Source organism: Paenibacillus lycopersici, from assembly GCF_010119935.1.
GTDB classification, from domain to species: Bacteria; Bacillota; Bacilli; order Paenibacillales; family Paenibacillaceae; genus Paenibacillus_Z; species Paenibacillus_Z lycopersici.
In genome coordinates, this window is record NZ_CP048209.1 from 363,131 (window position 1) to 388,176 (window position 25,046).

General features: G+C 61.9%; 19 protein-coding genes. 8 read left to right on the plus strand and 11 right to left on the minus strand.

All coding sequences use genetic code 11. From position 1 onward, the window contains the following. Window positions 1–160: 160 nt before the first annotated feature. On the minus strand, window positions 161–1,150 hold the full coding sequence (locus GXP70_RS01665) for a LysM peptidoglycan-binding domain-containing protein (RefSeq protein ID WP_162354882.1): 990 nt from the start codon (window positions 1,148–1,150) through the stop codon (window positions 161–163). Between the two features lie 239 nt (window positions 1,151–1,389). Between GXP70_RS01665 and GXP70_RS01670 the strand changes: the two genes are divergently transcribed. Then, window positions 1,390–1,788, plus strand: a complete 399-nt coding sequence (locus tag GXP70_RS01670) for a VOC family protein (protein WP_225442627.1) — start codon at window positions 1,390–1,392, stop codon at window positions 1,786–1,788. Between the two features lie 32 nt (window positions 1,789–1,820). On the opposite strand, the gene GXP70_RS01675 is transcribed toward GXP70_RS01670, so the two are convergent. Then, window positions 1,821–3,227, minus strand: a complete 1,407-nt coding sequence (locus GXP70_RS01675; protein ID WP_225442818.1) for a sugar phosphate nucleotidyltransferase — start codon at window positions 3,225–3,227, stop codon at window positions 1,821–1,823. Between the two features lie 30 nt (window positions 3,228–3,257). Then, window positions 3,258–4,070: a DUF6492 family protein gene (locus GXP70_RS01680; RefSeq protein ID WP_225442628.1), complete on the minus strand. Its 813-nt coding sequence runs from the start codon at window positions 4,068–4,070 to the stop codon at window positions 3,258–3,260. 248 nt (window positions 4,071–4,318) lie between these two features. On the opposite strand from GXP70_RS01680, the gene GXP70_RS01685 reads away from it, so the two are divergent. The 4 genes from GXP70_RS01685 to GXP70_RS01700 all read left to right on the plus strand — a co-directional run bounded on the left by GXP70_RS01685 (window position 4,319) and on the right by GXP70_RS01700 (window position 8,905). Further along, entirely contained in the window at window positions 4,319–5,863 is a 1,545-nt protein-coding gene (locus tag GXP70_RS01685) for an MDR family MFS transporter (protein ID WP_225442629.1), read from the plus strand. 33 nt (window positions 5,864–5,896) lie between these two features. After that, window positions 5,897–6,526 (plus strand): acyl-CoA-like ligand-binding transcription factor, encoded by a 630-nt coding sequence (locus tag GXP70_RS01690; RefSeq protein ID WP_162354886.1) that lies wholly within the window; start codon window positions 5,897–5,899, stop codon window positions 6,524–6,526. A gap of 173 nt (window positions 6,527–6,699) precedes the next feature. Next, window positions 6,700–7,707, plus strand: a complete 1,008-nt coding sequence (locus tag GXP70_RS01695; protein WP_225442819.1) for a lysylphosphatidylglycerol synthase domain-containing protein — start codon at window positions 6,700–6,702, stop codon at window positions 7,705–7,707. Further along, a complete protein-coding gene (locus GXP70_RS01700) occupies window positions 7,694–8,905 on the plus strand; it encodes a glycosyltransferase family 4 protein (RefSeq protein WP_162354888.1) in 1,212 nt (403 codons plus the stop codon). Before GXP70_RS01695 ends, GXP70_RS01700 begins: the two co-directional genes overlap by 14 nt. A gap of 286 nt (window positions 8,906–9,191) precedes the next feature. Here GXP70_RS01700 and GXP70_RS01705 read toward each other — a convergent pair whose 3' ends face one another. The 5 genes from GXP70_RS01705 to GXP70_RS01725 form a co-directional block, all read right to left on the minus strand. After that, entirely contained in the window at window positions 9,192–10,409 is a 1,218-nt protein-coding gene (locus GXP70_RS01705) for an MFS transporter (protein WP_162354889.1), read from the minus strand. A 126-nt stretch (window positions 10,410–10,535) separates the two neighbouring features. After that, entirely contained in the window at window positions 10,536–12,209 is a 1,674-nt protein-coding gene (locus GXP70_RS01710) for a helix-turn-helix domain-containing protein (RefSeq protein WP_162354890.1), read from the minus strand. A 72-nt stretch (window positions 12,210–12,281) separates the two neighbouring features. Further along, a complete protein-coding gene (locus tag GXP70_RS01715; protein ID WP_162354891.1) occupies window positions 12,282–13,376 on the minus strand; it encodes an iron-siderophore ABC transporter substrate-binding protein in 1,095 nt (364 codons plus the stop codon). A 146-nt stretch (window positions 13,377–13,522) separates the two neighbouring features. Beyond that, window positions 13,523–14,554, minus strand: a complete 1,032-nt coding sequence (locus GXP70_RS01720) for a FecCD family ABC transporter permease (RefSeq protein ID WP_162354892.1) — start codon at window positions 14,552–14,554, stop codon at window positions 13,523–13,525. After that, window positions 14,555–15,634, minus strand: coding sequence for a FecCD family ABC transporter permease (locus tag GXP70_RS01725; protein WP_162354893.1), 1,080 nt, complete (start codon window positions 15,632–15,634; stop codon window positions 14,555–14,557). A 278-nt stretch (window positions 15,635–15,912) separates the two neighbouring features. Between GXP70_RS01725 and GXP70_RS01730 the strand changes: the two genes are divergently transcribed. Both GXP70_RS01730 and GXP70_RS01735 read left to right on the plus strand, forming a co-directional pair. Further along, entirely contained in the window at window positions 15,913–17,754 is a 1,842-nt protein-coding gene (locus GXP70_RS01730; protein ID WP_162354894.1) for a helix-turn-helix domain-containing protein, read from the plus strand. A gap of 101 nt (window positions 17,755–17,855) precedes the next feature. Beyond that, window positions 17,856–18,956 carry an ABC transporter substrate-binding protein gene (locus GXP70_RS01735; protein ID WP_162354895.1) on the plus strand — a complete coding sequence of 367 codons (1,101 nt, stop codon included), beginning with the start codon at window positions 17,856–17,858 and terminating at the stop codon, window positions 18,954–18,956. A gap of 134 nt (window positions 18,957–19,090) precedes the next feature. Here GXP70_RS01735 and GXP70_RS01740 read toward each other — a convergent pair whose 3' ends face one another. Both GXP70_RS01740 and dapA read right to left on the minus strand, forming a co-directional pair. After that, complete coding sequence (locus GXP70_RS01740) at window positions 19,091–20,563, minus strand: methyl-accepting chemotaxis protein (RefSeq protein ID WP_162354896.1); 1,473 nt, start codon at window positions 20,561–20,563, stop codon at window positions 19,091–19,093. 1,861 nt (window positions 20,564–22,424) lie between these two features. After that, window positions 22,425–23,306 carry a 4-hydroxy-tetrahydrodipicolinate synthase gene (gene dapA, locus GXP70_RS01745; RefSeq protein WP_162354897.1) on the minus strand — a complete coding sequence of 294 codons (882 nt, stop codon included), beginning with the start codon at window positions 23,304–23,306 and terminating at the stop codon, window positions 22,425–22,427. 120 nt (window positions 23,307–23,426) lie between these two features. Here dapA and GXP70_RS01750 point away from each other — a divergent pair, with 120 nt between their 5' ends. Further along, complete coding sequence (locus GXP70_RS01750) at window positions 23,427–24,326, plus strand: LysR family transcriptional regulator (protein ID WP_162354898.1); 900 nt, start codon at window positions 23,427–23,429, stop codon at window positions 24,324–24,326. A gap of 163 nt (window positions 24,327–24,489) precedes the next feature. Here GXP70_RS01750 and GXP70_RS01755 read toward each other — a convergent pair whose 3' ends face one another. Beyond that, window positions 24,490–24,954 (minus strand): hypothetical protein, encoded by a 465-nt coding sequence (locus GXP70_RS01755; RefSeq protein ID WP_162354899.1) that lies wholly within the window; start codon window positions 24,952–24,954, stop codon window positions 24,490–24,492. Between the last annotated feature and the right edge of the window lie 92 nt (window positions 24,955–25,046).

Here is a 25,046-nt window from a genome sequence, read left to right on the forward strand (position 1 = left end):
AAATGACGGATGGCCGCGCTGACTACGCTGCAGGGAGGCGGGCAGTGCTGGCGCGGCCCCTCGACAGGCAACGCCCTCGCTCCCGATTGGAGAGCGAGGGCGTTCGATTGGCGCAAGCCGCCGCGGTACGTCGCGGTTCACCCGCGGTGCGCAGCGCCGGTTACTTCGCGGCCGGCTTGGCCGGAATTTGAAGCGAGACGCCGGCTTTCAAGCCTTCCTTCTCGTCGAGATTGTTCTGCTTCGCAAGGAAGCTTACGTAGCTGCCCGATTGGTAGAACAGCACGGATATGCGGTACAGCGTATCTCCGGGGCGGACGAGGTACGTGGCCGGAAGCTTGACCTTGGAATAATCCCCGCTCTTCGAGCCTTCCTTCACCGAGCCGGCGCCGGCGGTCAAAGCGGGAATCCGGATCGTGTCCCCGACCTTCATGTCGTTCACGAACGCAATGCCGTTGCGCTGCGCCAAGAAGGCGACGTACTGCTTGGAATGATAAAATTTAAGCGAAATCGTCGACAGCGTATCGCCTTTCTTCACCACGTAGGTCGTCGGCAGCTTCGATTGCGCCGCTTGGCCGGATGTCGAAGACGCTTTGCCGCCCGCTGTCTCCGCCGGCTGTTTCGCCGGTTCATCGGGTTTGGCCGCATCGGTTCCGCCGGCGGCGTCCTTGGCGCCGGAACTGCCGTTCGCGCCTCCGGCGCCATCCGAAGCGCCATCCGGCTGCCCGCCGGCGTTCGCGCCGCCATCGTCGCCCGCCGAGCTTCCTTCAGCGCCGCCGCCGGCACCTGATGCGGCGTCGGGCTGCCCGGCATTATCCGCGTCAGCGGAGCCGCCGGACGTATCCTGCGGCTTCGAGCCGCCCGAGCCGCCCGAGGCGTTCGAGCCGGCGTCCTGCCCGGATGGCCCTTGTTGTTCCGCCTTGCCGGAGCCGGAACCGGATCCGGTTCCGACGTCCGCCGCAGGCGGCTTGGCGGCCTCCAGCTGCTTCGGCCCGGAATTCTTATGGGAAGCGTATACGCCGTACAAAATGACGCATACGACGATCAGAAAAGCGCCGGTCGTCAGCATAATCCCGCTGGATCCGGCTTTCTTCTCCCGCGCTCGCGCGGCTCTGGATCGCTGTCTGGTTTCGGTAGGTCGGTTCTCCTGCATATTATCATCCTTTCGCGTAATGCTTGTCCGTCATCGCCTCCTAAGTTTACTATATTTCCCTGACCGAGAGCGTGCCGCCGGCAAAATCAGTCCGTTGGCCCTATCTATAAGATCGATGGAAGATCGATGGGCTTCATACGCAGGCTATCGCACCGTCGGCGTAGAATGTACCCTATAGCATAGCCGCACCGCGAATAGCGCGCCCATATGCGTTTAAGTTCAGTAGGAGGGATATGAACATGATGAAAGACGATAAGGAAAATAGGCCGTTCAAAAGCTCGATCGCCCCGTGGCTCGCGGTCGATGATGCGGCCAAAGCAGTGGATTTCTACCAAGCCGCCTTCGGCGCGGCCGAGCTGTACCGGCTGGATGACGGGGAGGGTCGGCCCGTCATCGCCGAGCTCGCCGTGGGAGAGGCGGGATTCTGGGTCCAGGCGGATGCCGGCGCCGGCATCGGAAACGGAGGCGGGCCGATACGCTTCATTCTGACCGTCGCCGACCCGGACGCCGTCTTCGGGCAGGCCATCCGGGCCGGCGCTTCCGAGATCGTGCCGGTCGGCGAAGGGCATGGCTGGCGCATCGGCCGCCTCGCCGATCCGTTCGGTTATCACTGGGAGGTCGGCCGCCGGCTAGAATAGAAGCGGAAGACGCCGCCCATCGGCCGCTTCCGTCACGCCTGAAGGATGTCCGCCCAAGTCATGGCGAAGCGCTCGATGTCTTCTTCGGCCGCCGGCGTTCCGAACTGGATTTCGATGAACGTCAGCGGCGTAACCGCTTTGACGGCGTGCTTGGCTCCGGCGGGTATTTGCAGCACGTCGCCGGCTTGGATATGCCTGTGCGCGGACTCCAGGATGAACTCGCCGGTGCCGGAGAGAACGATACTTATTTCGCGCCGCCGCCGATGCAGGTGATAGCTTGTATTTCGCCCGGGCAGCAGGTCCACTTTCTTCGTCAACGTGTACGTTTCCGCTTCTGGCCGTCCGTCTGGCATGCCATCGGTCCCGCCGGCGTCGCTGCCGCCGGCCGGGCTTTCGTCCAGCACGAGACAGCTGCCCCATCGTTTCTCCCCGTAACGGGTCGGCAGCTCGTCTTGCAGCAGCTGCTTGATCCGGTTGGATTGGCTTTTATCCGCGACGAGTATGCCGTCCGGGCTTGCCGCGACGATCGTATTGGAGAGGCCGATGACGCGAATCGGGCAAGCCAGCTCATTGACGATATGCGTATGGTCGGAGTCGCTTGAGAGGTAGCCCGGCCCGACGATGCGGCTTCCCATATAGTCGGGGAGCGTATTCCAATCGCCGAGATCCCGCCAGTCGCGGCCGTAGGCCAGCATGACGCGGCGCTGCGCGTTCTCCGCGATCGCGACATCGAAGCTGACGTCGGGCAGCTGCCCGTAACGGCGAATCAGCTGCTCATAATCGAAAGGCAGGCCTGCGCGTTCCATATGAGCCCGCAGGAACGACAGCTTGAAGGCGAACACGCCGCAGTTCCATAGCGCTTGCCGCTCGATCAGGCGAAGCGCCAGCGCTTCCTCGGGCTTCTCGACGAATTGCTCCACGTCGCGATAGGCCTGCGAAGAAGGCTCGCTCCCGTCCGTTGGCCGCGGCACGATGTAGCCGAATTGGCTGGAGGGATGCTTGGGCTTTGTCCCGAGCAAGGCCAGGTCCGCGCCCGATTGCGCGAGGACCGCGGGGAATTGGCGCAGCATGCGATAGAATGCCGGTTCCACGAACAGGTCGACCGGAAGCACGCAGATCGTCTCGTCCGCCGCCGCCAATCCCTTGGCGTGCAAGTCGCTTGCGGCCAGCGCCGCCGCCGCGAACGTCCCTCTCCGTTCGGGCTCCGCATGATAGAGAATGCGGCCGCCCACATGGTTCTGCATGATTTCCGCCTGGCTGCGATGAGCGGCGATCGACGTGCAGGTAAGCAGGCCGGCATCGTCCAGCTGCCGGCATACCCGCTGAATCATCGACTCCTTGCCACCGTCTTCCGACGGGAGGAGCTTAAGGAAGATCTTCGAGCGAATCGAATTCGACAGCGGCCACAGGCGCTTGCCGGAGCCGCCGCTGAGCAGCACAATCCGCAAGCCGCAACCCCCCTCCCATTTTCAGTTTTTCTTTGAGTAGCCCTTGCGCTTATGAAACGAAACCGAGCGGTACTTCCGCGCGAGCGCCTTCCTCCGCTGCGGCGTGAGCCGCGAGATGCTTGTCGACAGGCTCTTGTTCAGCGCCTTTCGGAGCGCGACGCCGCCCGGATTCCGGGAATAGAGGAAGTTGCCGTACGTCTCGAACTCGGAGAACGCGAACGGCTTCGTGCGGTCCATCTTCTTCAATATCGCGCCGTACCAGCTCATCCCGTGCTTCGCCGCGATGACTTGCTTCATTCGCCGAAGCTTCGCTTTGTCGAACAGCATGTAGTGGGTGACGAAGGAGACGGGGGCGGAGGCTTTCCTGCCCATCAGCTTCCGATACGTCCGGAAATATTCGGGCTGGCTCCAATGGCGGCAATAGAACAGCGTCTTACCGCCGCTTCGGAATACATGCGGGCGAACGAGCACCGTATCCGCGTCGATCGCCAGGAAGTAGCCCGACCTGCCCAGCTTATCGCCGCCCATCTTCAGCAATTGTTGAAACAGCCAGCCGGAGCGTTCCCATTTCTTCGAGCCATAGCGGATATTCCGCTTCGTGATCGGGAGCACCGTGTTCTCGTCGACGAACCGGCACCGCTTGCGCGCGCATAAATTCCGCATCCGCGGCCGGTTCGGCGCGACGATCATGAAGCTGCCGATGGGATGCTTGACCTGGCTTCTAACGGCGTCTATGACGTGAGGGAGCGTGACTAAATCTTTCTCGATGGCGGGGATCACGACATCGATCGGGGTGCTGCTTCTTCTTATCCCGGCTTGGATGGGGACGGACAACCGCTTCAACTCCATTCGGCAGACGTAATGAGATCATGATATGCCGCAGGGGCAGGAACGGCATCGGCGTCAGCGTACGCGGGCTTCGCGGATTCGGATGAAGGCGTTCATTTTCCGTTCATAAATATCCGGTAATCTCAACCGTATCGCAAGCAGCCAGCATGAATGATTTTAAAACATTATTCCAATTGACAGTAACTATCATTTTGCATAGACTGTCATTAAGCGAACCAAGAGGAGGATTTCGTTTGACGCGAACGAACAACAAAGCGCTTATCATGATCGGCCTGATTATCGGGATCATATTCGCCGAGCTCGACGAGACGGTCGTCAGCACCGCGATGCCGACGATCATCCGCGATTTGAACGGCTTATCGCTGTATGGCTGGGTGGCCGGCATCTACATGCTGACCATGACGTCTTTCATGCCGATTCTCGGCAAACTGGCCGATCTGTACGGCCGCAAGAAAATTTATATTCTGAGCATGGGCTTGTTTATCGCCGGCTCCGTCATTAGCGGTTTCGCGGAGAATATGCCGGTGCTGCTCCTGGGGCGCGGTATTCAAGGTATTGGCGCAGGCGGCTTGATGCCCCTGGCGATGGTCATCTTCGGGGATACGTTCACCGTCGAGCAGAGGGCCAAGATTCAAGGCGTGTTCGGCGCGATCATGTTCGTGCCGCAGCTGCTCGGTCCGCTTATCGGCGGTTATCTGACGGAGCATATTTCGTGGCATTGGATATTCTGGGTCAACATTCCCGTCGGCGTCCTGGCCGCGTTCGTCTTGTCCGCCGGCCTTCGGGAATCGAAGGGCAACAAGGACGCGAGCATCGACTGGGCGGGCGCGTTCCTGCTCGTCTGCTCGATCGTATCGCTGCTGCTGACGCCTGTCCTGCACGAGACGGAAGGGTACGCTTGGAGCTCGCCGACGCTGATCGGCCTGTGGGTCCTCGGCGCTGCGCTGCTCGTCGTCTTCGTCTTCGTCGAACGGAAGGCCAAGGAGCCGATCCTGCCGATGCATCTGTTCAAGAACCGGACGTTCGTCGTCCTGTCCATCATCGTCTTCATTCTCGTCTGCGGGGTCATGGGTGCGTTTGCCTCGTTCCCGTTCTTCGCTCAGAACGTGCTCGGCCTGACGCCGATCGCTTCCGGTTATTTGACGCTTCCGCTCATGGTCGGCGCCGTAATCGCCAGCGTCATTTCGGGACGGCTGATGACCAAAGTGCCGTACCGCAACATCTTTGCGGTATCGATGCTGCTGCCGGCGCTGGCGTTCTTCCTGATGACCGGCGTCGACATGAATACGGCCATCATTGCGCTTGTCGGCTACTTTGTTATCCTCGGACTCGGTTTCGGGGTACTGTTCAATAACAATCTGATCGTGCAGGAGTCGGTGGCCAAAGAAAACAGCGGCGTCGCTCTGACGTCGGTCACGCTGTTCCAATCGTTCGGCATGACGATCGGCGTCAGCATCTTCGGCAGCCTGCTGGCCGCCAACATCAGTTCGGGCGTCGGCAAACTTGCCGGCAGCTTGCCTGCCGATGAGGCGCAGGCGATCGGTCATGCCGCGCAGGGCGGCATTCCGAAGGATCTCGATCCGACGCTGATCGATCAGATCAAGGGCATCTTCTCCGAAGCGTTCCAGCATCTGTACTGGGTATCGTTCGGCTTCGCGCTGCTCGTCGTCGTCGTATGTCTGTTCCTGAAGCGGGAAGTGCTGAAGGTATCGACCGACAAGGAGACGGAAGCGGCGGCAGCGGACGAATCCGGACCTGTAGCGGAAGTTCAAGGCTAAATTCGGGCACTATGAGATAAGAGGTGAAAAGCCATGTCTGCGGAACGACCGGAACCCGCGAAGATGGGGCTGCGCGAGAAGAAGAAATTAAGGACCCGCCTGACCTTGCAGCAGCAAGGTCTGCGGCTGTTCCGCGAGCAGGGCTACGCGGCGACGACGATCGAGCAGATCGCGGAAGCGAGCGATATTTCGCCGAGCACGTTCTTCCGCTATTTCCCGACGAAGGAAGCGCTCGTGCTCGAGGACGACGACGATCGGATCATGATCGATTCGTTCCTGCGGCAGCCGGCCGAATTAAGTCCGATCCGGGCGCTTCGCTTAGCCATACAAGAGGGCTTCGGCAGCATGTCGCCCGAAGCGAAGGAATCGCTCAGCGGACGGATGGGACTCATGATGACCGTCCCCGAGCTGCGCGCCGCTTCGCTCATTCAGATGAACGAAATGCTGATCATGATCGCGAAGCTGTCGGCGAACCGCCTCGGACGATCCGGCGAAGACTTCGACGTGATGCTGTTCGCCGGCTCTATCGTGGGCGCGATGATGGCGGTGCAGCTCTATTGCGCCGATCATCCCGAGGCGGATTTCTTCGCGGTCGTCGACGAGGCGCTGGCGCTGTACGAAGCCGGGCTGCCGCTCGGCGTGCTGGGCCAGGCCAGAGAATAGAAGCATTCGCAAGCCGTCGCGGACCTGTTCCCGCGGCGGCTTTTTATGCATTCGAAGCGGGCGGTCTGAATTTAATTGGAGTCGGCATTTCGGATGACATTACGCAAATAGTTCCGGTTTATCATTGAAGGATGGCGTCTGCCCAGCCGGGAGGTGGTGAGGAAGTGGCGGTTATGCGGAGGCTGCTGCCGACGGCGGTCAAAGCCGCCCTTGTCGGACTTGTTCTCTTCTTCGTCGTACGGAGCATTCCGCTCAAATTGGCGGATCTCGAGTCGTTTCTGATCCATGCCAACCTACAGTTCTATTCTTCCATGGTCGTCTTTGCTTTATTCCTGATGCTGCAAGCCGGCATCTGGGTGCTGATCGTGAACGCGGCCGGGGAACAGGCGGTCCGGAACGGGGAAGGCGCGAAGCTGCCGCTGCTGAACGGCTTGCGGATCTTTATCGATTCGCAGTTCGGCAAATATCTCCCCGGCGGATTCTGGAACTACGCGGGCCGGGTCGTGCTTGCCTCGCGCGCGGGCGTCCCGCTGGACGCGCAGCTGGCGGCGATCGTCTACGAGAACATTTTGCTCGTCTCCGCGGCGCTCTGCTATGCGCTCATTTTGCTCGTCAGCCTGGATATAGCCCCCGCTCTATGCATCGCGCTGGTTCTTGCCGCGTTCGTCCTGGCATACGTCTATTATGACAAGAGCTCGGCTATCGTTCGCGGGCTGTTCATGCGGGCCTCGCGCCAGAGATGGCTGCAGCGGGCGGCAGGCAAGATGACGGCCGCTTTCGCGCGGGGATCGGGAACGGGAGCGTTCCGCTCGGACGCCGGCTTATCGCGCAGCCGGTTCTTCGGTTATCTGTTCTGCTTCCTCGGCAGCCATTTCATTATGGGCATCGCATTCTGGATGCTGACGAACAGCTTCGGCCGAGGCAGCATCGGGCTGCTCTACGCCGCCGGGACGTTCGCGACTTCCTGGCTGCTCGGCTTGTTCAGCCCGCTTCCCGGCGGGCTTGGGGTACGGGAAGGATTCCTCGTGTATTTCTTGTCCCTGAAGCTTGGCGCCGAAACCGCATTGTATATCTCCGTCATCGCGCGTTTGTGGAACATGATGGCCGAAGCGGTGTTCTGGGCGATCGCGAGAGCGGTCAGCCACATGACGGGAAGGGTGAAGACTTATGAGAAACCGTAGAAAAATCGTTCTCGTCACGGGCGTGTTCCCGCCGGGCATCGGCGGCATGCAGAACTACTATTACAATCTGTCGAAGTTCACGAAGCACGACATGACCGTCGTCGCCCCGGAATACGACGGCTGCGCCGATTTCGACCAAGGGCAGCCGTACCGCGTCGTGCGCGGGCGCTTCCTCCGGGACGAGCGCGTCGACTTTGCCAGCTGGGGACGCTTGTTCCGGCAGGTGCGGAAGACCGTGAGCGGCCATGATCCGGACGTCACCATCTATGGGTACGTGCTCATCGGGTTCATCGGGCTGCTGCTCAAAGTGTTCGCCGGAAGGCGGTATATGATTTCGACCCATGGCATGGATATGCTGATGTTCCGCCGGTTTATCGGGCTGAACGCGGTCGTGAAGCTCATTATGCGCAAAGCCGACGGCGTGCTGACGAACAGCCGGTTCACGAAGCGGCTCGTGGAGGAGTACGGGGTCGATCCCCGCCGGATCGGCATCGTCAATCCCGGCGTCGAGAGCGCGTACGAGAAGGGGCCGGCCGACGAGGCGCTGATGCGCGCCCACGGCTTGGAGGGCAAGTACGTCATCCTGTCGGTCGGGCGGCTCGTCACGCGCAAAGGCCATGACCGGGTCATTCAATCGCTGCCGGACGTGCTGAAGCGAATTCCGAATGCCGTCTATGTTATCGTCGGGGACGGACCGGATCGGGAGCGGCTTGCGCAGCTGGCCCGGACGACGGGCGTCGCGGACGCGGTGGTGTTCGCGGGAAGCGTGCAGGGAAGCGAGCGGGTCAACGGCTATTACCGGCTGGCCGATCAATTCATCATGGTGAGCCGCGAGCTGGAGAAGGGCGATGCGGAAGGCTTCGGCATCGTCTATCTGGAAGCGGCGTCCGCCGGCGTTCCGGTCATAGCCGGCCGGTCGGGCGGGGCATCGGAAGCGGTGCTGGACGGCGTGACGGGCCTTCTGGTCGACCCGGAATCCGTCGGCGAAATCGCCGGCAGCATCGTTCGGCTGGCGAAGGACGCCATCCTGCGGGAACGGCTTGCCCGCGCCGGCTACAAGCGCGCGAAGACGGAGTTCCAGCACGATGTGCTGGCGGAGGGCTTCGACCGCTACGTGGTGCGGATCTGCGCCCTTCCGGCGCTCGGGGCGGTGCGCCGCCGGCTGGCGAGAGAGGCCGCCCGGGAGAATGCCCGGTAGGGAGCGCGGCATAGCGATGTAGGTGATCTAGCGACAATGGCCTAGCAAAAGCGGAGACAGCGATAAGCGATATAGCGGCGTTCCGGCGATAGCGGCATAGCAGAAGCGACATCTTGCTAATTGATCGATCATATAGAAAGGCTCCCGCAGGAACCGGTGCGATTGCATCGATTGCGTGCGGGAGCCTTTGCTGCATGCGCTTGGACGCGTGCGATGCGCGGTAGGGCGGTTACTCTAATCGTCCAGCCGCCAATATCGAGCGGCAGCGCCTGCGCATGCCGCCGTCTTACGAGACGGCCGGCGCTTCCCGGCGCAGCCGATGCAGCGCCCAGACGGCGAAGCCGAACAGGACGCAGCCGCCCCCGGCGAGGCAGACGGCGTGCCAGCCTCCGTGCCGCCATGCATAGCTGCCCAAGGTGGAGCCGACGGCGCCGCCCAGGAAGGTCGTCACCATCTGCACGGTGTTGATCCGGCTGCGCGCCGCCGGCTCCAGCGCATAGATGCGCGCCGTGTTGGCGACCTGGGCGCCTTGCACGCCGAGATCGAGCAGAATGACGCCGACGATGAGCGCCCACAGGGATCCGCCCCATGCGCCGAAGAGCAGGTAGGAGACGAGATTGAGCGCGAGCAGCAGGCCGATGATCCATTTCGGCGGCAGCCGGTCGGCGATGCGGCCGATCACCGGCGCGCCGAGCGCTCCGGCTGCGCCGACGAGGCCGAACAGGCCGGCGATCTGGCTGCTGTAGCGGTACGGCTCGCCTTCGACGTAGAACGACAGCGACGTCCAGAACACGCTGAAGGCGGCGAAGTTGGCCCCGCCGATCAGGGCCGACTCGCGCAGCGTCGCATAGCGCTTCACGAGGCTGCCCATGGAGCCGAGCAGCTGGCCGTAGCGGATGTTGGCCATCGGGCGGTTCTGCGGCAGCTTCATCCGCAGCAGCATGAGCAGCGCGAGCATCGCGGCAGCGGCGACCGCGTACATGAAGCGCCAGCCCCATGTGCCGCCGATCAGGCCGGACACGGTCCGCGTCAGCAGGATGCCGAACAGCAGGCCGCTCATGACGGTGCCGACCGCCTTGCCCTGCTCCCCGGGCGCCGCGAGCGTCGCGGCAAGCGGAATAAGGATTTGCGGCACGACCGTCGTGATGCCGACCGCGAAGCTGGCGATATAGATCCACGGCAGATTTTGCGCGGTCGCGACCCCGATCAGGGAGACGCAGACGAGGGACAGGAGAACGGTGATGAGTCCTTTGCGTTCCTTGATGTCGCCGAGCGGGACGAACAGGAACATGCCGAGCGCGTAGCCGATCTGGGTGCACGTCGAGATGAAGCCGACGGCATCGGGACCGACGCCGAAGTCGCGGCCGACGTCGGCCAGCAGCGGCTGGTTGTAGTACAGATTGGCTACGGACATGCCGGCGGCCAGCGCCATCAGCAGGAGCAGGCCTCTGGAAAGCGCGGCAGGGGAATGGGACAGCGACGACGATAGTGCTTGCTGGGACATGGTAACGATGAATCCTCTCTTCACTCCGGCGCCCCTGCCGGATCGATGCCGGGCAGGGGCGCCTTTTCTTTCATTGTAACAGCTATCCGCCCGGCGCAACCAGTAGTTACTGCGGCTGCGGCCGTGTCAATATACGGATGCGGCCGCTTCTGCCTCAGGGCGCTGCGTCATCCAGCGTACCGCGTCGTCCATTTGGGCGATCATTGACAGCGGATCTTCCCGGATCCAGTCGCTGCTCAGGCGGTATACCCTTCCCTCGCGCACGGCTCGAAGCGACTGCCACTGCGGCGAGGCGGCAAGCTTGCGGAATTCGCGTTCCGATTCGGCGTCCGGGGATACCGCCACGAATAAATGATCCCCGGCGCAAGCGGCCAGCATGTCGAGGGGCATGTCCGTCTTGAACGGATGATTCGGCTTCTGCCGCATCGCGGCGATAGCCGGCGGCGCCTGCATGCCCAAATCCCGAAAGAGCACGCCGACGTCGAGATACGCCTGGAACGTGGCGGGGAGGCCCTGCATCCAGAGCAGCGAAGCCGTATGACCGGCTTCCAGCTGCGGCTTGAGCTGCGCCTTGCATGCCGCCGTATGCTGCATGTACCGTTCTACCCAGCGCTCGGCGTCTTCGGCCTTCCCGACTTTGTCGGCAAGCAGGCGGAAGCGGTCGAAGAAAGGAAGCTGCCACGAAATATCGACCGTATGCGCGATCTGCGCGTATTCGCGCGCATGATGGCCGTCGAACGTCACGATAATGTCGGGCTTCATCGCGGCCAGCTTGTCGAAATCCGGCGTGACGACCGTTTCGCCGACGACCTGAATGCCTTCGGTACGATCGGCATAGAAGCGGCAAGCCAGCAGCTGGCTCGGCGCGCCGACGGGCTTGATGCCGAGCGCCAGCATGTCGCCCAAGTATTGCAGGGACACGAGCTTGGCGTCCGCTTTGCTCAGCCGCGCATAGAGGCGCGGGGGAACGCCCGTATGCCGTTTGAAGCTTCGGCTGAAGTGAAACGGGTCGCGGAACCCGATGTCGTGCGCGATCCGGTGGACGGCGGCATCGGTCGTCGCCAGCAGCCGTTTCGCCTGCTCGATGCGCAGGCCGTTCTGATAATCGATCGGGCTCTGGCCCGTCAGCCTGCGGAAAATGCGGGAATAGCGGCGCGGGGACAGGGAAGCCGTCTCGGATAGCTGCGCCAGCGTGAAATCCGGCGACGGCGACTGCCGCAGCAGCCCGATGCTCCGCTCCACGGCCTGAACCGCCCGGCGTTCGCCGGACGCGGCGTCCTCCGACATCAGCAGGTAGATCAGCTCCTGGAATAGAGCGTGTTTGCCGTATAGCCGAACGCCGTGCGCCGTCGCTCCGTTGTCGTACAGCGCCAGAACCAGCTCCTCCATCCGGGAGAACGACTTCGGGAAGCATGCGCCTTCGGCGGGCTCCCAGTCGAACGCGGCGTCTTCGGGTACGCCTTCCGCCGGGTCGTCGGACGCCGCAGCTCCCGACGGCTGCCGTTCATCCTGCCTGGCGCGCGGGCCTGCTTCGACGTTCATGCGCATTCGCTCGAACGCTGTCGCCAGCACGATCAGCCCTGTTTCCGCCGGGTCGGACGCCAGCCAGCCGCACCCGGGCATCAGGACGATGCAGGCTCCCCGCTCGAGCGGATATTCCCGTCCGCCAGCGCGGATCGCGCCCGTTCCCCGCACCGCGATGAGCAGCCGGTAACGGTTCTCTTCCGCGGCGGGCATGCCGCGAAGCTCCTCGCCGGCGATGCGATTCGTCCCGTTCCAGACGTAGATATACGGCAGCATGTTCCGATTCCTCCCCGTAAAGAAAGAAGTTCTCCGGCATCGCCGAAGAACCTGTTCCTTGTTTCCAAACGGTTATTTTGCCAGCAGTTTGACGGCATCGTCAAGCTGGGCGCTGATCGACATGACGTCGTACGAGAACCACAATCCGTCATCGAGCGTATACACCTTGCCGTTCTTCACGGCAGGGAGGTTCTTCCACAAGCTGCTTGCGTCGACTTCCTTGATGAAGTCCGGATCGTTATCGAATTGAACGAGGAACAAGCGGTCCGCGGAAGCGAATTCGGGCAGCTTCTCGAGCGAGATGCTGAGGCCCTGGCCGTTATCGCCCTTCGCCCATTCCGTCTTGACGGCGTCCGTCATCGGGAATTTCAGGGCGTCGAATAGGGTATACCCGACGTTTCCGCTGCCGTACACGCGCAGCTGCTTCTGCTCGTAGCCGCCGATAACGACGACGCCGAACGTTTCGCCAGGCTTGACGTATTCGGCGAGCTTCGCGCGGGCGTCTTCCGTCTTCTTGTCGAAATTCCGCTTGAACTCGTCGGCCTTGTCGCTCAGGCCCAGCACGCCGGCGACATCGGTCATGTGCTGGAACGCGTCCTTCCCGTCCCATTGAATGACGATTGTCGGCGCGATCTTGCTCAAACTATCAAGCTGGTCCTTGTTCCACTCCGCCGCAATGATCAAATCGGGCTTGAGCGCGAGCATTTTCTCCACGTTCGGCTCGTTCGCGGCGCCGATGTCCTCGATGCCGGCGATTTGGTCCTTGATCGACGTAAAGCCGGTCAGCAGGTGGGATGCCGCGCCTACGGGCTTAAAGCCGACAGCGATCATTTCCGGCAAATATTGCGTCGTGATGACGCGCTGCGGATGCACGGGAATCGTCACTTCCCGGCCGAGCGCATCCTTGAAAACGGTCGTTTCGGCATTGCCGGCTGCCGGCGTATTCGAGGTATTGCCGGATGCCGACGTATTCGCGGCATTGCCGGCTTCGGTCTCGTTCGCGGCATTGCCGCTCGCCGAGGCATTGCCTGCATTCGTATTGTCGGCCGCTTGGCTGCCGCCGGTCTCGTTATTGACGTTGTTGCCGCTCCCGCAGGCGGACAGCACTAACGTAAACAGCAGGATTAGCGCGCCGAACAGCAGCGTGCGGTTGTTTCTCGTTCGCATGATTTCGAGTCCCCTTCGTTTCTATAAAGAATGATAATCATTATCGGTTAGATTATACGAAAAACCGAACGCGGGAGCCATGACAAATATGGACACGGGGAAACGCGCGATCGTCCATATTTGTCATGCCGCAAACGCAGCGGTAATTACTTGGCGCGGACAAGCAGGTACATGAAGTACGGCGCGCCGATGACGGCGACGACGAGCCCGGCCGGAATTTCCGACGGCTGGAACACCCATCTGCCGAGCGTATCGGCCGCGAGCACGAGCAGCGCGCCCGCGAGCGCGGTCGTCGGGAGCAGAATCTGGTACCGCGCGCCGACGAGCCTGCGCGCCAAATGCGGAATGATGAGGCCGACGAAGCCAATGCTGCCGCTTATCGCGACGCAGGATCCCGCGAGGCCGACCGCCGCCGCGAGCAGCAGCAGCTGCTCGCGGTTGACGGAGGCGCCAAGCCCCGTCGCCATCGCGTTCCCCAGGTTAAGCACATTGGCCGTATGCGCCTTGTAGAAGACGAACGGCAGCAGGACCACGATGAACGGCAGCAGCGACAGCACGAAGTTCCAGTCCTTGCCCCATATGCTGCCGGCCATCCAGGTCGAGACGAACTGGAACTGTTCCGGATTGAGCCGCAGCGAGATGACGATGGTGAGCGCGGAGATGCCGGAGTTGACCGCGATTCCGTTCATGAGCAGACGGTTCGAGGACAAGCCCTGGTGTTTGCGGAACGAAATCAGGAACACGAGCAACGCCGCGACTCCGGCGCCGATCCACGCCAGAATCGGCAGCATGAACGCCGGGGCGGAAGATGTCGACGAATAGAAGGCGACGAACGTCAGCACGGCCAGTCCGGCGCCGGCATTGATGCCGAGAATGCCGGGATCGGCGAGCGCATTGCGGGAAATCGCCTGCAGCACGCAGCCGGAGACGGCCAGCCCGGCCCCGATCAGGATCGAGATGACGATGCGCGGCAGGCGGAAGTCGAACAGGATCAGGTCCTGCTGATCCGTGCCGGAACCGGACAGCGTGCGCAGCAGATCGAGCGGCGAGAGCCGAATGAAGCCCGTATCCATGCTGAGGACGAAGGTCAGGATGATCAAGACGAACAGCGTCAGCACGACAATCGTATTCCTTCTGCGCTTATGCAGCTCGGCTGGTGACAATTCGATGGATCGCATTTACAGCTCCCTCCTTTCCTTGTTCGCGAGATACAGGAAGAAGGGAACGCCGATGAGCGAGATGAGCGCCCCGATCGGCGTCTCGTACGGCGGACGGACGGTGCGCGCGGCCAGATCCGCGAACGTGACGAGCACCGCGCCCAGAACGGCCGATGCCGGGATGATCCAGCGATAATCGATGCCGACGAGCTTGCGGGCCACGTGCGGGGCGAGCAAGCCGACGAACGAGACGGCGCCGACGACCGATACAGCGGAGCCTGCCAGCACGACGACGATGATCGTGCCGGCCGCTTTCACGGGACCGGAGCGGAGCCCGAGCCCTTTGGCGATATCCTCGCCCAGGCTGAGCAGCGTGATGGACCGGGACAGGGCGATCGCTCCGGCGAGAGCGATCGCGATCCACGGAAACATGATCTTGAGATGAATCCATCTCGTGCCGGCCACGCCTCCGGCGAACCAGAAGGCCATGTCTTGGCCGATGCGGTAATACAGCTGCAGGCCTTCGCTGAACGCCGTAAGTAGCGCGGTCAGCGTCACCCCGGCGAGCAAGAGCCGGATCGGGGTTAGCCCGCCGACCGCCAGCGAGCCGAGCGCGAATACGACGACGGCGCTGAGCGCGGCGCCGACGAACGAGAACAGGATCAGGTAGGCATACGGCAGCCCCGGGAAGAAGGCGAAGCAGATCGCCAGCGCGAAGCCCGCGCCCGCGTTCAAGCCGAGCAAGCCCGAATCCGCGAGCGGGTTGCGCGTCATGCCCTGCATGATCGCCCCCGACACGCCGAAGCTGGCGCCGACCATGACGCAGCCGAGCACCCGCGGAAGACGAAGCTCCTGGATGATCTGATGCGGCGTCAGATCCGGATTATAGTGGAAGATGGCGTCCCATACGGTCAGGAAGCCGATGTCCGCGGCGCCGAACGAGACGGAAATCCCGATGCCGGCGACGAGGAGCAGCAGGCCCAGGACGATGGTCGCAATGGCCGTGCGCGGCCGGGAATGGATGTCCTGCAGCGGGTTGTCCTGTGCGGACTGCGACGCCCCGGTTGCGCGGGGCTGAGGGGAATGCGTCGATAATTTCACGTTTGCCGCTCTCCAGTCTATCAATAGGGTGTGCACTTTCCGCTTTGCGGGGAAAGTGCTTTTTACCCATTGTATTGATAATGATTCTCAACGTCAATGAAAAATATTATATCGGGCATGGTATACAAAGGCGTATCGGAACGGTTCAACGGCTTTAACTTGACTTTCCCCCCGTCTGATGTGGCAAAGTAGAGTTAGCCCTTACGATTTAGTCCCTACGTAATGTCTCGAGATGTCTCGAAGAAAGTCCCTAACCATTTACGTGCAGGAGGCATCGTATGTTCTTAAAGAAACAGATCATCCGCAAGCGCGGCGGCGTCTATGTCTACTATCGCATCGTTTCGGCGTACCGGGACGAGAACGGCCGCGTGAAGCATCGGATCGAGAAGCATCTCGGCGCGCTGACCGACGCGGAAGCCGATCGGATCCGGGCGGTGCTGCGCGCCGGCGAATATCCCGGCCCCTCGCCCGCGGCGCAGCAAGGCGCGCCTGCGGAGGGATTGTCCGCGACGGCGCTTCCCGCCTTCGCGTTCCTGGGGATGCATCGGCTCGTGCATGCGCCCGGCTCGCCGAGCGAATGGAACGTGACGGATGCCGATATGATCCTGCTCGTGCGCGGGGGGCGCGGCGAGCTGCAGCTGGGATGGCGCGCGTATGCGCTTGAGGCCGGCGCCGCTTTCTACTGGACGGCCGGGACCGGCATGCATGTCGCCAATCCGTACGACGAGCCGCTGCTGCTCGACCGGATCTCGTTCGCGTCGTTCGCGCAGGCGGACAGCATGAACGCCGGCGCCGGTTATGCCCGGATTGCCGGTCCGTATTGGACGGAAGGCGAGATCCCGGCAGCCTCGCCGGGCCGCATCGGACGGCTGGCCGACGAGCTTCGCTCGGCGACGGAGCCGGGCGTGCATGCCTGCGAGCCGCTGCGGGTGCAGCTGGCATGCTGCCAGCTGCTGGCCTCGCTCTTCCAGCCGAGACCGGCGGCGGGCGAAGCGCCAGGTTCGGGCTGGATCGGGACGGCCATCCGCCACGTACACGACCATTATGGGCTTGACGTGACGCGCGATCGGCTGGCGGCGACGATCGGCGTCAGCCCGGCGCACTTCTCCCGCGCGTTCCGGCGCGAGACGGGGCTCGGCTTCGTCGATTATTTGCGCCGGGTGCGGATATGGCGGGCGCAGGAGCTGCTGCAGCTTGCCCCGCGCAAGCAGATCGGCGAAATCGCCGGGCTGTGCGGCTTCCGCAGCGAGCCCTATTTCAGCCGCAAATTCAAACAGCTCACCGGCCACGCGCCTTCCGCATACCGCGACAGCCCCAAGTCGTATATTTCGCTCTCCGGCCACATTACGTCGAATTTGCTGACGCTTGGCATCGTGCCGGCGGCCGGCGCGCTCGAGTTGTGGATGCGCGGCCATTACGAAGCCCGCGGGGATCTGTCGGGGATGCGAACGATCGGAGAGTTCGAGGCGTTCGAGCCGCCGGCGGTTCGCGATTCGGAAGGAAGGACGCCGGATCTCATTCTGGCGCGTCCGGCGGACAAGCAGGAGCTCGAGCGGCTGCGGCGTTACGGGCCGGTGTTCCGCCTGCCGGATACGGACGACGGCTGGCGCGAGTCGTTCTTCCTGCTGGCGGACGCCGTCAACCGGCGCGCCGAGGCGGAAGCGTGGGTGCGCCGGTTCGATGCGCGCGCCGCGGCGTGCCGGGAAGCGCTCGCTCCCTTGCTTGCGCGCAAGGAGACGGCGACGATTCTCAAGATCGTCTCCGAACGGCTGTACGTCTACGGCCGCACGACCAGCATGAGCGGCTTCGTGCTGTACGACGCGCTCGGATTGCGTCCGCCGGAAGCGGTCATGCGCGAGCTGATCGACCGCAAGGCGCCGAATAAGCCGATCGCGCCGGAAGAGCTGCCCCGCTTCGCCGCCGACCGCATCTTCGTGTTCGATTACCGGACGCAGTGGTATCCGGACGGCTATGCATGGATGCGCTCCGACGCATGGCTTGGGCTTGATGCGGTCCGGAACGGGAGGGTATACATGCCGGATCCGAAAATTTTCTACGGCTGCGATGCCCTCTCGCTCGAAGTCCAGCTGGAGGAGGCCTTCCGGCTGCTGAGATCATAATCGTGCGCATCATTCGTCATGAACGTGCATGGACGATCCAATTGAGAATTGTTATCATTCAGTCAAGAATGATTATCAATACCGAGGGGAGCAACATGTTTATGTCGAAGTTCAAACGATTTTCCATGCTGGCGGTCGCGCTGGTCGGGGCGGCTGCGCTGCTTGGCGCTTGCGGGAACAACAATAATGGGTCGAACGGCAATGCCGCGCAAGGGGGCGCAGCCGCACAGACGGATAATAAATCCGCGAATGATGCGTCCGCGGGCAACGCATCCAACAACGGTGCCAGCAACGGCGCGAGTGCGAACAACGGATCTGCGAATAAGGAAGCTGCCAACGAGGCTGCCAATGAAGCGGCTACCCGTATCGTACATACCGTTAAGGGCGATATTGAAATCCCGGCGAACCCGCAGCGTGTCGTAGCGGGCTACTATCACGGTACGCTGCTATCGCTCGGCATCCAGCCGATCGGGGGCAGCAAGGAGTGGTGGATGGGCAGCCCGTTCCTCAAGGAGAAGGAGGCCGCCATGACCGATATCGGGTCCCCTGCGTCCGTGGAGAAGGTCCTGTCGCTGAAGCCCGATCTGATCGTCATTAACGATACGCTGGCTGATGAATACGACAGCTTGTCCAAAATCGCGCCGACGCTGTTCGTCGAATACGGTTCAACCAAGAACATTCACGAGGAAGTGCAGAAATTCGGGGAGCTGCTGAACCGGAAGCAGGAAGCGGACGCTTGGCAGGCGGAATACGACAATAAGGCCGCGCAGGCCAGAGAGAAGCTCAAAGACAAGCTGAAGCCGGGCACGACGGCGGCGCTGGTCGAAATCGACGGCAAGACGCTTGCGGTCATGGGCGACAACTACGGCCGCGGCGGGGAAGTCATCTATAACGCGCTGCAATTCAAGGCGCCGGATTGGATTCAGAAGAACGTCATCGACAACGGCGTGCAGTACCAGGAAGTGTCGATGGAGAAGCTGGGGGAAATCGCGAACGCGGACTATATCTTCCTCTCGAGCTACACCGAGACGACGGAGGAGCAGCTGAAGGCGCTGACGGACAGCAAGGTCTGGCAGAGCCTGCCGGCCGTCAAGCAGGGCCATGTCGTGCCGGTCGATTACAAAACCTATTTCTACTTCGATCCCGTCTCGATTCTCGGCCAGATCGACACGCTGTCCGACAAGCTGCTGGAAATAAAATAGTTGAGCCGACAGTGAATAACGAAGTAACGAAGAGCAAGCGCCAGTCACCGGAATCGATCCGGCGGCTGGCGCTTGTTCGTTGCTTGCTCGTTCTATTGAAGGCTCGCGGCAGTCCGGCCGATCGCTGCCGGAGCCTACTTCTCCTGCCCGGCCATGCGGCTGAGCTCCGTTGTCAGCTGATCCAGCTGCAGGAAGCTGTTCATGACCTCGGCGATACGGGCATCCTGCGTTCCCATGCTGCCGGCGATATCCTGGATGGCCTTCATGTTCTGGCCGGTGAGCGCCGCGATGACCGCCACTTGGTCGGCCATGCCGGCATAACGCAGATGCAGGTCGCCCGCGGCGTTCGCCACCTCCTCGGACTGGCGTTCGACCTCGCCCGAATTGCCGGCGATCGCCTGCAAGGCGGCCGCGACCTGCATGGCTGCCGAACTGCTTTCCATGATAGCGGCCCGGCCGTGATCCACCTGCTCCGCGGCATCGCCGGCCTTCTCGCGGATCATCTCCAGAATCGTCTCGATTTCCTCGGTCGAATGCTGCGAGGATTCGGCAAGCTTGCGGATTTCGGCGGATACGACGCCGAATCCTTTGCCGTGCTCGCCGGCGCGGGCCGCTTCGATGGCGGCGTTCAGCGCGAGCAGATTCGTCTGCGCCGAAATATGCTTGATCGCCTCGACGATATCGCCGATCGCCGCCGTCTGCCCGCGCAGCTCGATCATCAAGTCCGCGGACGCGCGAATCGTATCGCTGGCCTCATTCATCCGCTTCTCCAGCGTTTCGGCTTTGCCGCTGCCCTCATGGGACAGCTGCGCCGAGCTGGCGGACAGCTCCCGCATCTCCGTCGACAGGTCCGCAAGCGAAGCGACGGATTGCCGGGACATCTGCATCGACGCGCTGATATCCGTGACGTTGGCCGTCTGCGTCTCGATGCTGCCCGTAATATCGCCGAACGACGACGTCACTTCGCCCGAAATGGCGCTTGTGGCGGCGATGTTCGTTTTCAAGCCGGAACTGAAGGCATTCAGCGTGCCGAGCGAGCCTGCGACCCGGTCGACGATGGCCTGCGTGCGGTTCTTCTCCTGGATCGCGCTTTCGCGCTGGGCGAATACTTCGGTTTGCAGCCGCTCGCTGAACCGGGCGGAGGCATAGAGCGGCGCCGCGAACAGAACAAGATACATGAGGAGCGAGAACATGTCCTGATCGCCGAAGAGGTCGGCCGAATAAGGACTTAGGAACAGGTAAACCGTCATGCCCGCGCCCGAAACTGCCGAGAACGCGATAGGGCGGGAGTTGCTGTATAAAGTCATGATTCCGAGATTGACGTAGACCAGCAGGTACGTGCTCCAGATCGGTCCTGTCATAATCAGAAGCAGGGTCAGCACGGTCACGATGGCGGAGATCATGTACATGATGTAGCCGGACAGCCATCGTTTGAAGGTCAGCACCGTCGCGGCGGCGCCGGTGATACCGCCGACGAGCGATAGAATGACGATCGAACGCATAGGGGCGCCCGTTAGGACATCGACCGTGATGCCGAGCGCGAGCATCGCCCATATGATATAAACGAGTAATTTGTTGCGGCTGTGCAGCGTTTCTGATTGTTTCAAGACAGACCCACGCTCCAAGTAGTAGATTTTAGGAAGATCTTACCACATGGTCTATCGTTCGACAATCATGCGGGGGATTTTGTCGAATGGGGGGGACGAGGGCTGACGGCCCGATGTCGCTGGTCTGCCCGGCCCTGCCGGTACCGTTAATGGCAGCCTGTTGAGAGCGTTCTGCAGCGAGTGGGGCAGTAGTTGACGCAGCGGACGGCGGTGGACGGGCCTCTGCTGCTGCAGCTCCGAGCGCCTCCACATTCTTGGCATGAGCAGCGCCGCTAAGGCGCCTTGTTAGTCCGTGCCCCATGCAGGCTATCCCTGCCACGGGGGAGAGCAGAGCGCAATACCGTAATTCGTGCGAAGCATGCGGGCTGTAGAGTTCGCTTATGTGATTGTAGGCGGGGAATGACGCTGCCGCGAGAAGCTGTAAGCTTAATTGCAGGGGATCCATACTCCAGCTGAAAGTTGCGTATCGCCAGTAGACTTGCAAAGAACCTCACACACCTGCTGCAGAATAGCAAAAACGTCTTGGCTAAATTTGAAAGCTGCCATTCGGTCAGCATTACCCGCCGCAGACCGGCAAAAGTGTCGATAAAGTTGTCATTCGAGCAGCTTTACCTGCCGCAGACCGGCAAAAGTGTCGATAAAGTTGTCATTCGGGCAGCTTTACCTGCCGCAGACCGGCAAAAGTGTCGATAAAGTTGTCATTCGAGCAGCTTTATCCGCTGCAGACTGGCAAAAATACAGATAAAGTTGTCATTCGAGCAGCTTTATCCGCTGCAGATTGGCAAAAGTGTCGATAAAGTTGTCATTCGGGCAGCTTTACCTGCCACAGACCGGCAAAAGTGTCGATAAAGTTGTCATTCGAGCAGCTTTATCCGCTGCAGACTGGCAAAAATACAGATAATGTTGCCATTCGGGCAGCTTTATCCGCTGCAGATTGGCAAAAATGCCGATAAAGTTGTCATTCGGACAGCTTTACCTCCCTCAGACAGCGTATCGCTAGTTATTCGTGGGGGAGTTAGCACAGGGTGCACCTCGTTGCTCGAATCAGCCGATATTCCTCAATGAAGTGCACGAGGTACACCACGTGGCAGTAGCTTTGCAAAGAGCCTGCCACGAAGCGTGGAAAAACTTTATAACCAATGAGAGCTCTCTTGAGGCGTGATTGCGCGAACGCCGACGAAAGGAGAGTTCCCCACTTGGAAATGTAGTGTGTAAGGATTTTTGCAAGTCTGCTGGGCCGGGGCCAGTTGGGCGCCGGAATCCTGCCTTTGGGCACTTTTACGGGCGGTCGAGAACAGTTGGCCGCTAGGGGCGCTGAATTTCTGCCTTTGGGCAGCTTTACAGGCAGCCGGGGCCAGTTGGGTAACCACATGGCTCGAATCTGCCGGGATTTCGCCAATGTAGTGTACGGAGTGCACCACATTGGCTCGAATCCGCCGAAATCCCGCGAATGTAGTGCACGGGATGCGCCACATGGCTTGGATCCGCCGTGATTTCGCCAATGTAGTGTACGGAGTGCACCACATTGGCTCGAATCCGCCGAAATCCCGCGAATGTAGTGCACGGGATGCACCACATGGCTCGGATCCGCCGCCGAGATCCAGCCAATGTAGTGTACTAGGTACACCTCTTGGTTCGAATTCGCGAGTCCCGACGGGCAGCCCGCGAGTCCATAAGGTCTGTTCCGCCCCATTGAATGCGGCGGAAGCCCGGGTGCTTCCGGCGGCCGATTCCCGGAATTCGCGAGTCCCAACGGGCAGCCCGCGAATTCGTACGGTCCATTCCGCCCATTGAATGCGGCGGAAGCCCGGGTGCGCTTCCGGCGGCCGCCCCCGGAATTCGCGGGCACTCCCATCGCAGGCTACAGCTCCCGCAGCGTTTGCGCCAGCTTCGCTTGAAGAGCGGGCGAGACGGGCATCAGCGGCAAGCGCAGCGTATCGGACGCGATTATGCCTTGGGCGGCGAGCAGCCATTTGAGCGGCGCGGGGTTCGATTCCTCGAACAGCAGCCGGATGAGCGGGAGCAGGGCGCCGAACGTCCTCTCCGCCTGTTCGGCGCTGCCGCCGCGAATCTGCCGGTACACGCGGACGAACGCGTCCGTCCGCACGTTGGCCGACGCGAGCATCCCGCCGGCCGCGCCGAGGCGCAGCATCGCGAGGAAATCCGCGTCCTCCCCGCACAGGACCGGCTTACCGGTGCGCGCGGCCAGCGCTTCGAGCAGCTCCGTTCCGCCGGAGCTGTCCTTCAGGCCGATGACCCCGTCCAGCGCCAGAATGGACGCGGCCGTGTCCGGCTGCAGACGCACGCCCGTCCGGGAAGGAACTTCGTACGCGATGACGGGCAGGCCCGTCTCCGATGCCCGCCGGAAGTGCTCGACGATGCCGGCCTGCGACGGCTTGCTGTAGTACGGTACGACGACGAGGGCGGCATCCGCGCCAAGCCTTCGGGCCAGCTCCGTTCGCCGTACGGTCGTCCGCGTGTCGTTGGTGCCGGTGCCGACGATAATCGGAAGAGCGTGCCCCGTCTCCGCCATGACAGCTCTGGCGCGAGTAACTAAGCGTTCGACCTCTTCCCAGGCTGCCGTAGGCGACTCGCCGGTCGTGCCGTTGATGACGATGCCTTGTATGTCATGCGCGAGCAAATGCCTGACATAACGGTCGAAGGACGCCTCGTCGAGCGCTCCGTCTTGCGTGAACGGCGTTGCCGCCGGGACGAAAATCCCCTGTAATTCCGCTGCTTTCATACGATCCGCACCTTTCGTGATGGAGTTGCAGCTTCACTATAGCATGGCGCATGGGCATCGGAGTTATCTATAATAAATGATAGTTGGAATCAATATTAATGATGATTGGGCGGTGTGAACATGGATTTGGTGTACTTGCAAACCTTTCGCGAAGTAGCGCTTCGCCAGAGCTTCACCCGGGCCGCGGAGGAGCTTGGCTATGCGCAGTCCAGCGTGACGACCCAAATTCAGAAGCTGGAGAAGGCATACGGCGTGGAGCTGTTCGAACGGTTCGGCCGGGGGCTGCGGCTGACGTCGGCGGGGGAGGAGCTCCTCAAGCTGGCCGTGCAGATGCTGGACTTGTACCAGGAATCGAAGGAGCGGCTGGCCCGCCAGGGCGGAGGAACGCTGTCGATCGGGACGATCGATTCCGTCGCGTCGTATTGCCTCCCGCCGTACGTGCAGGCCATGCGGCGGGCGTATCCCGAGCTGACGATTCGGCTGCAGCCGGATCGCGAGGACGTCATCGTCCAGCAGGTCCGGGAAGGCGAGCTGGACGCGGGGCTGCTGCTCGCCGGCGCGTCTGCCGATCCGCAGCTGGCATGGCGCGCGTTCCGGGAGGAGCCGCTCGTGCTCATTGCGAATCCGCGGCATCCGCTGACGCGGCTGAACATTGTCGGGCTGGAGGAGCTGGCCGGCATGGAATGGTTCATGAGCGAAGCGAGCTGCAATTACCGGCTGATGCTGGAGAAGGTGCTGCGGGCCAATGCCGTCCCGTTCCGCATCGGTCTGGAACTGGGCAATCCCGAGGCCATCAAGCGCTGCGTGATGGCCGGCGACGGCATTGCGCTGCTGCCGCGGATGGCGGCGGAAGAAGAGATCCGCCGCGGCGAGCTGACCGCGCTGCCTTTCGCCCATCCCGAGATTCGGCTGGCGCTCCAGCTGGTGATGCATCCGAAGAAGTGGATTTCGCGCGCGCTGCGCGAGTTCATCGACCGGCTGCAGAGCGGAAGCGCCGTGCCAACAGAGGGAGGCGGCTGATTATCGCCCGGGGGCGGCGAGTGCCGGTCGTGAGAATCGAGCGCGCCGCTGACGCTCGCCGGCGCCTTGAATGCGAGGCTGCCATGTCCGGGCCTTCGATCAAGCCGAGCGCGCCGCGGTCCGATCGGATCGAGCCCGCATGCCGCCGCGGCCTCGTCTATCCTCATTCAACCGTCTCATGCAGTTCGAACGTATGCATGAAGCGCTTGATGATTTCATCCACGGCCTTCAGTTCGCCGCTGACGATTTCCTTGATGATGCCCATGTCGGGATCGTTCAACTGCGCGCGCAGAACGTCGCGCTTGACGCGCAATTCCTCCAGAAACGCGACCGCGCGGCCTCGGCGGAACGTCTGGGCGCCTTGGTAATGTCCTCCCCGTCCGTGACCGTGGCCGCCATGCCTGCCGCGGCCGCCATGTTCGTCGTGCTCGCCGTGACGATGCCCTCTGCCCCGGTGTCCGTGCCGCAGGCCGTTCATATCCGGCATCGAACCTCTGCCTTCAACCGCCGCCTCGCTTGCCGGGCTGCGCCCCTCGTCTTCCCGGTCGAATCCGCGCTCGTCTTCCCGCTGAAATCCGCCGTCGTCGTTACGGTCGTTGTCCGGCTGGCCGTTATCCTGATTGGTCATATGAATACCTCCATTATGATTTTGCATACACATGTATACAGTTCTTATTTTAATCGATAGGTATACATTTGTATACAGCCAAATCGATTTTT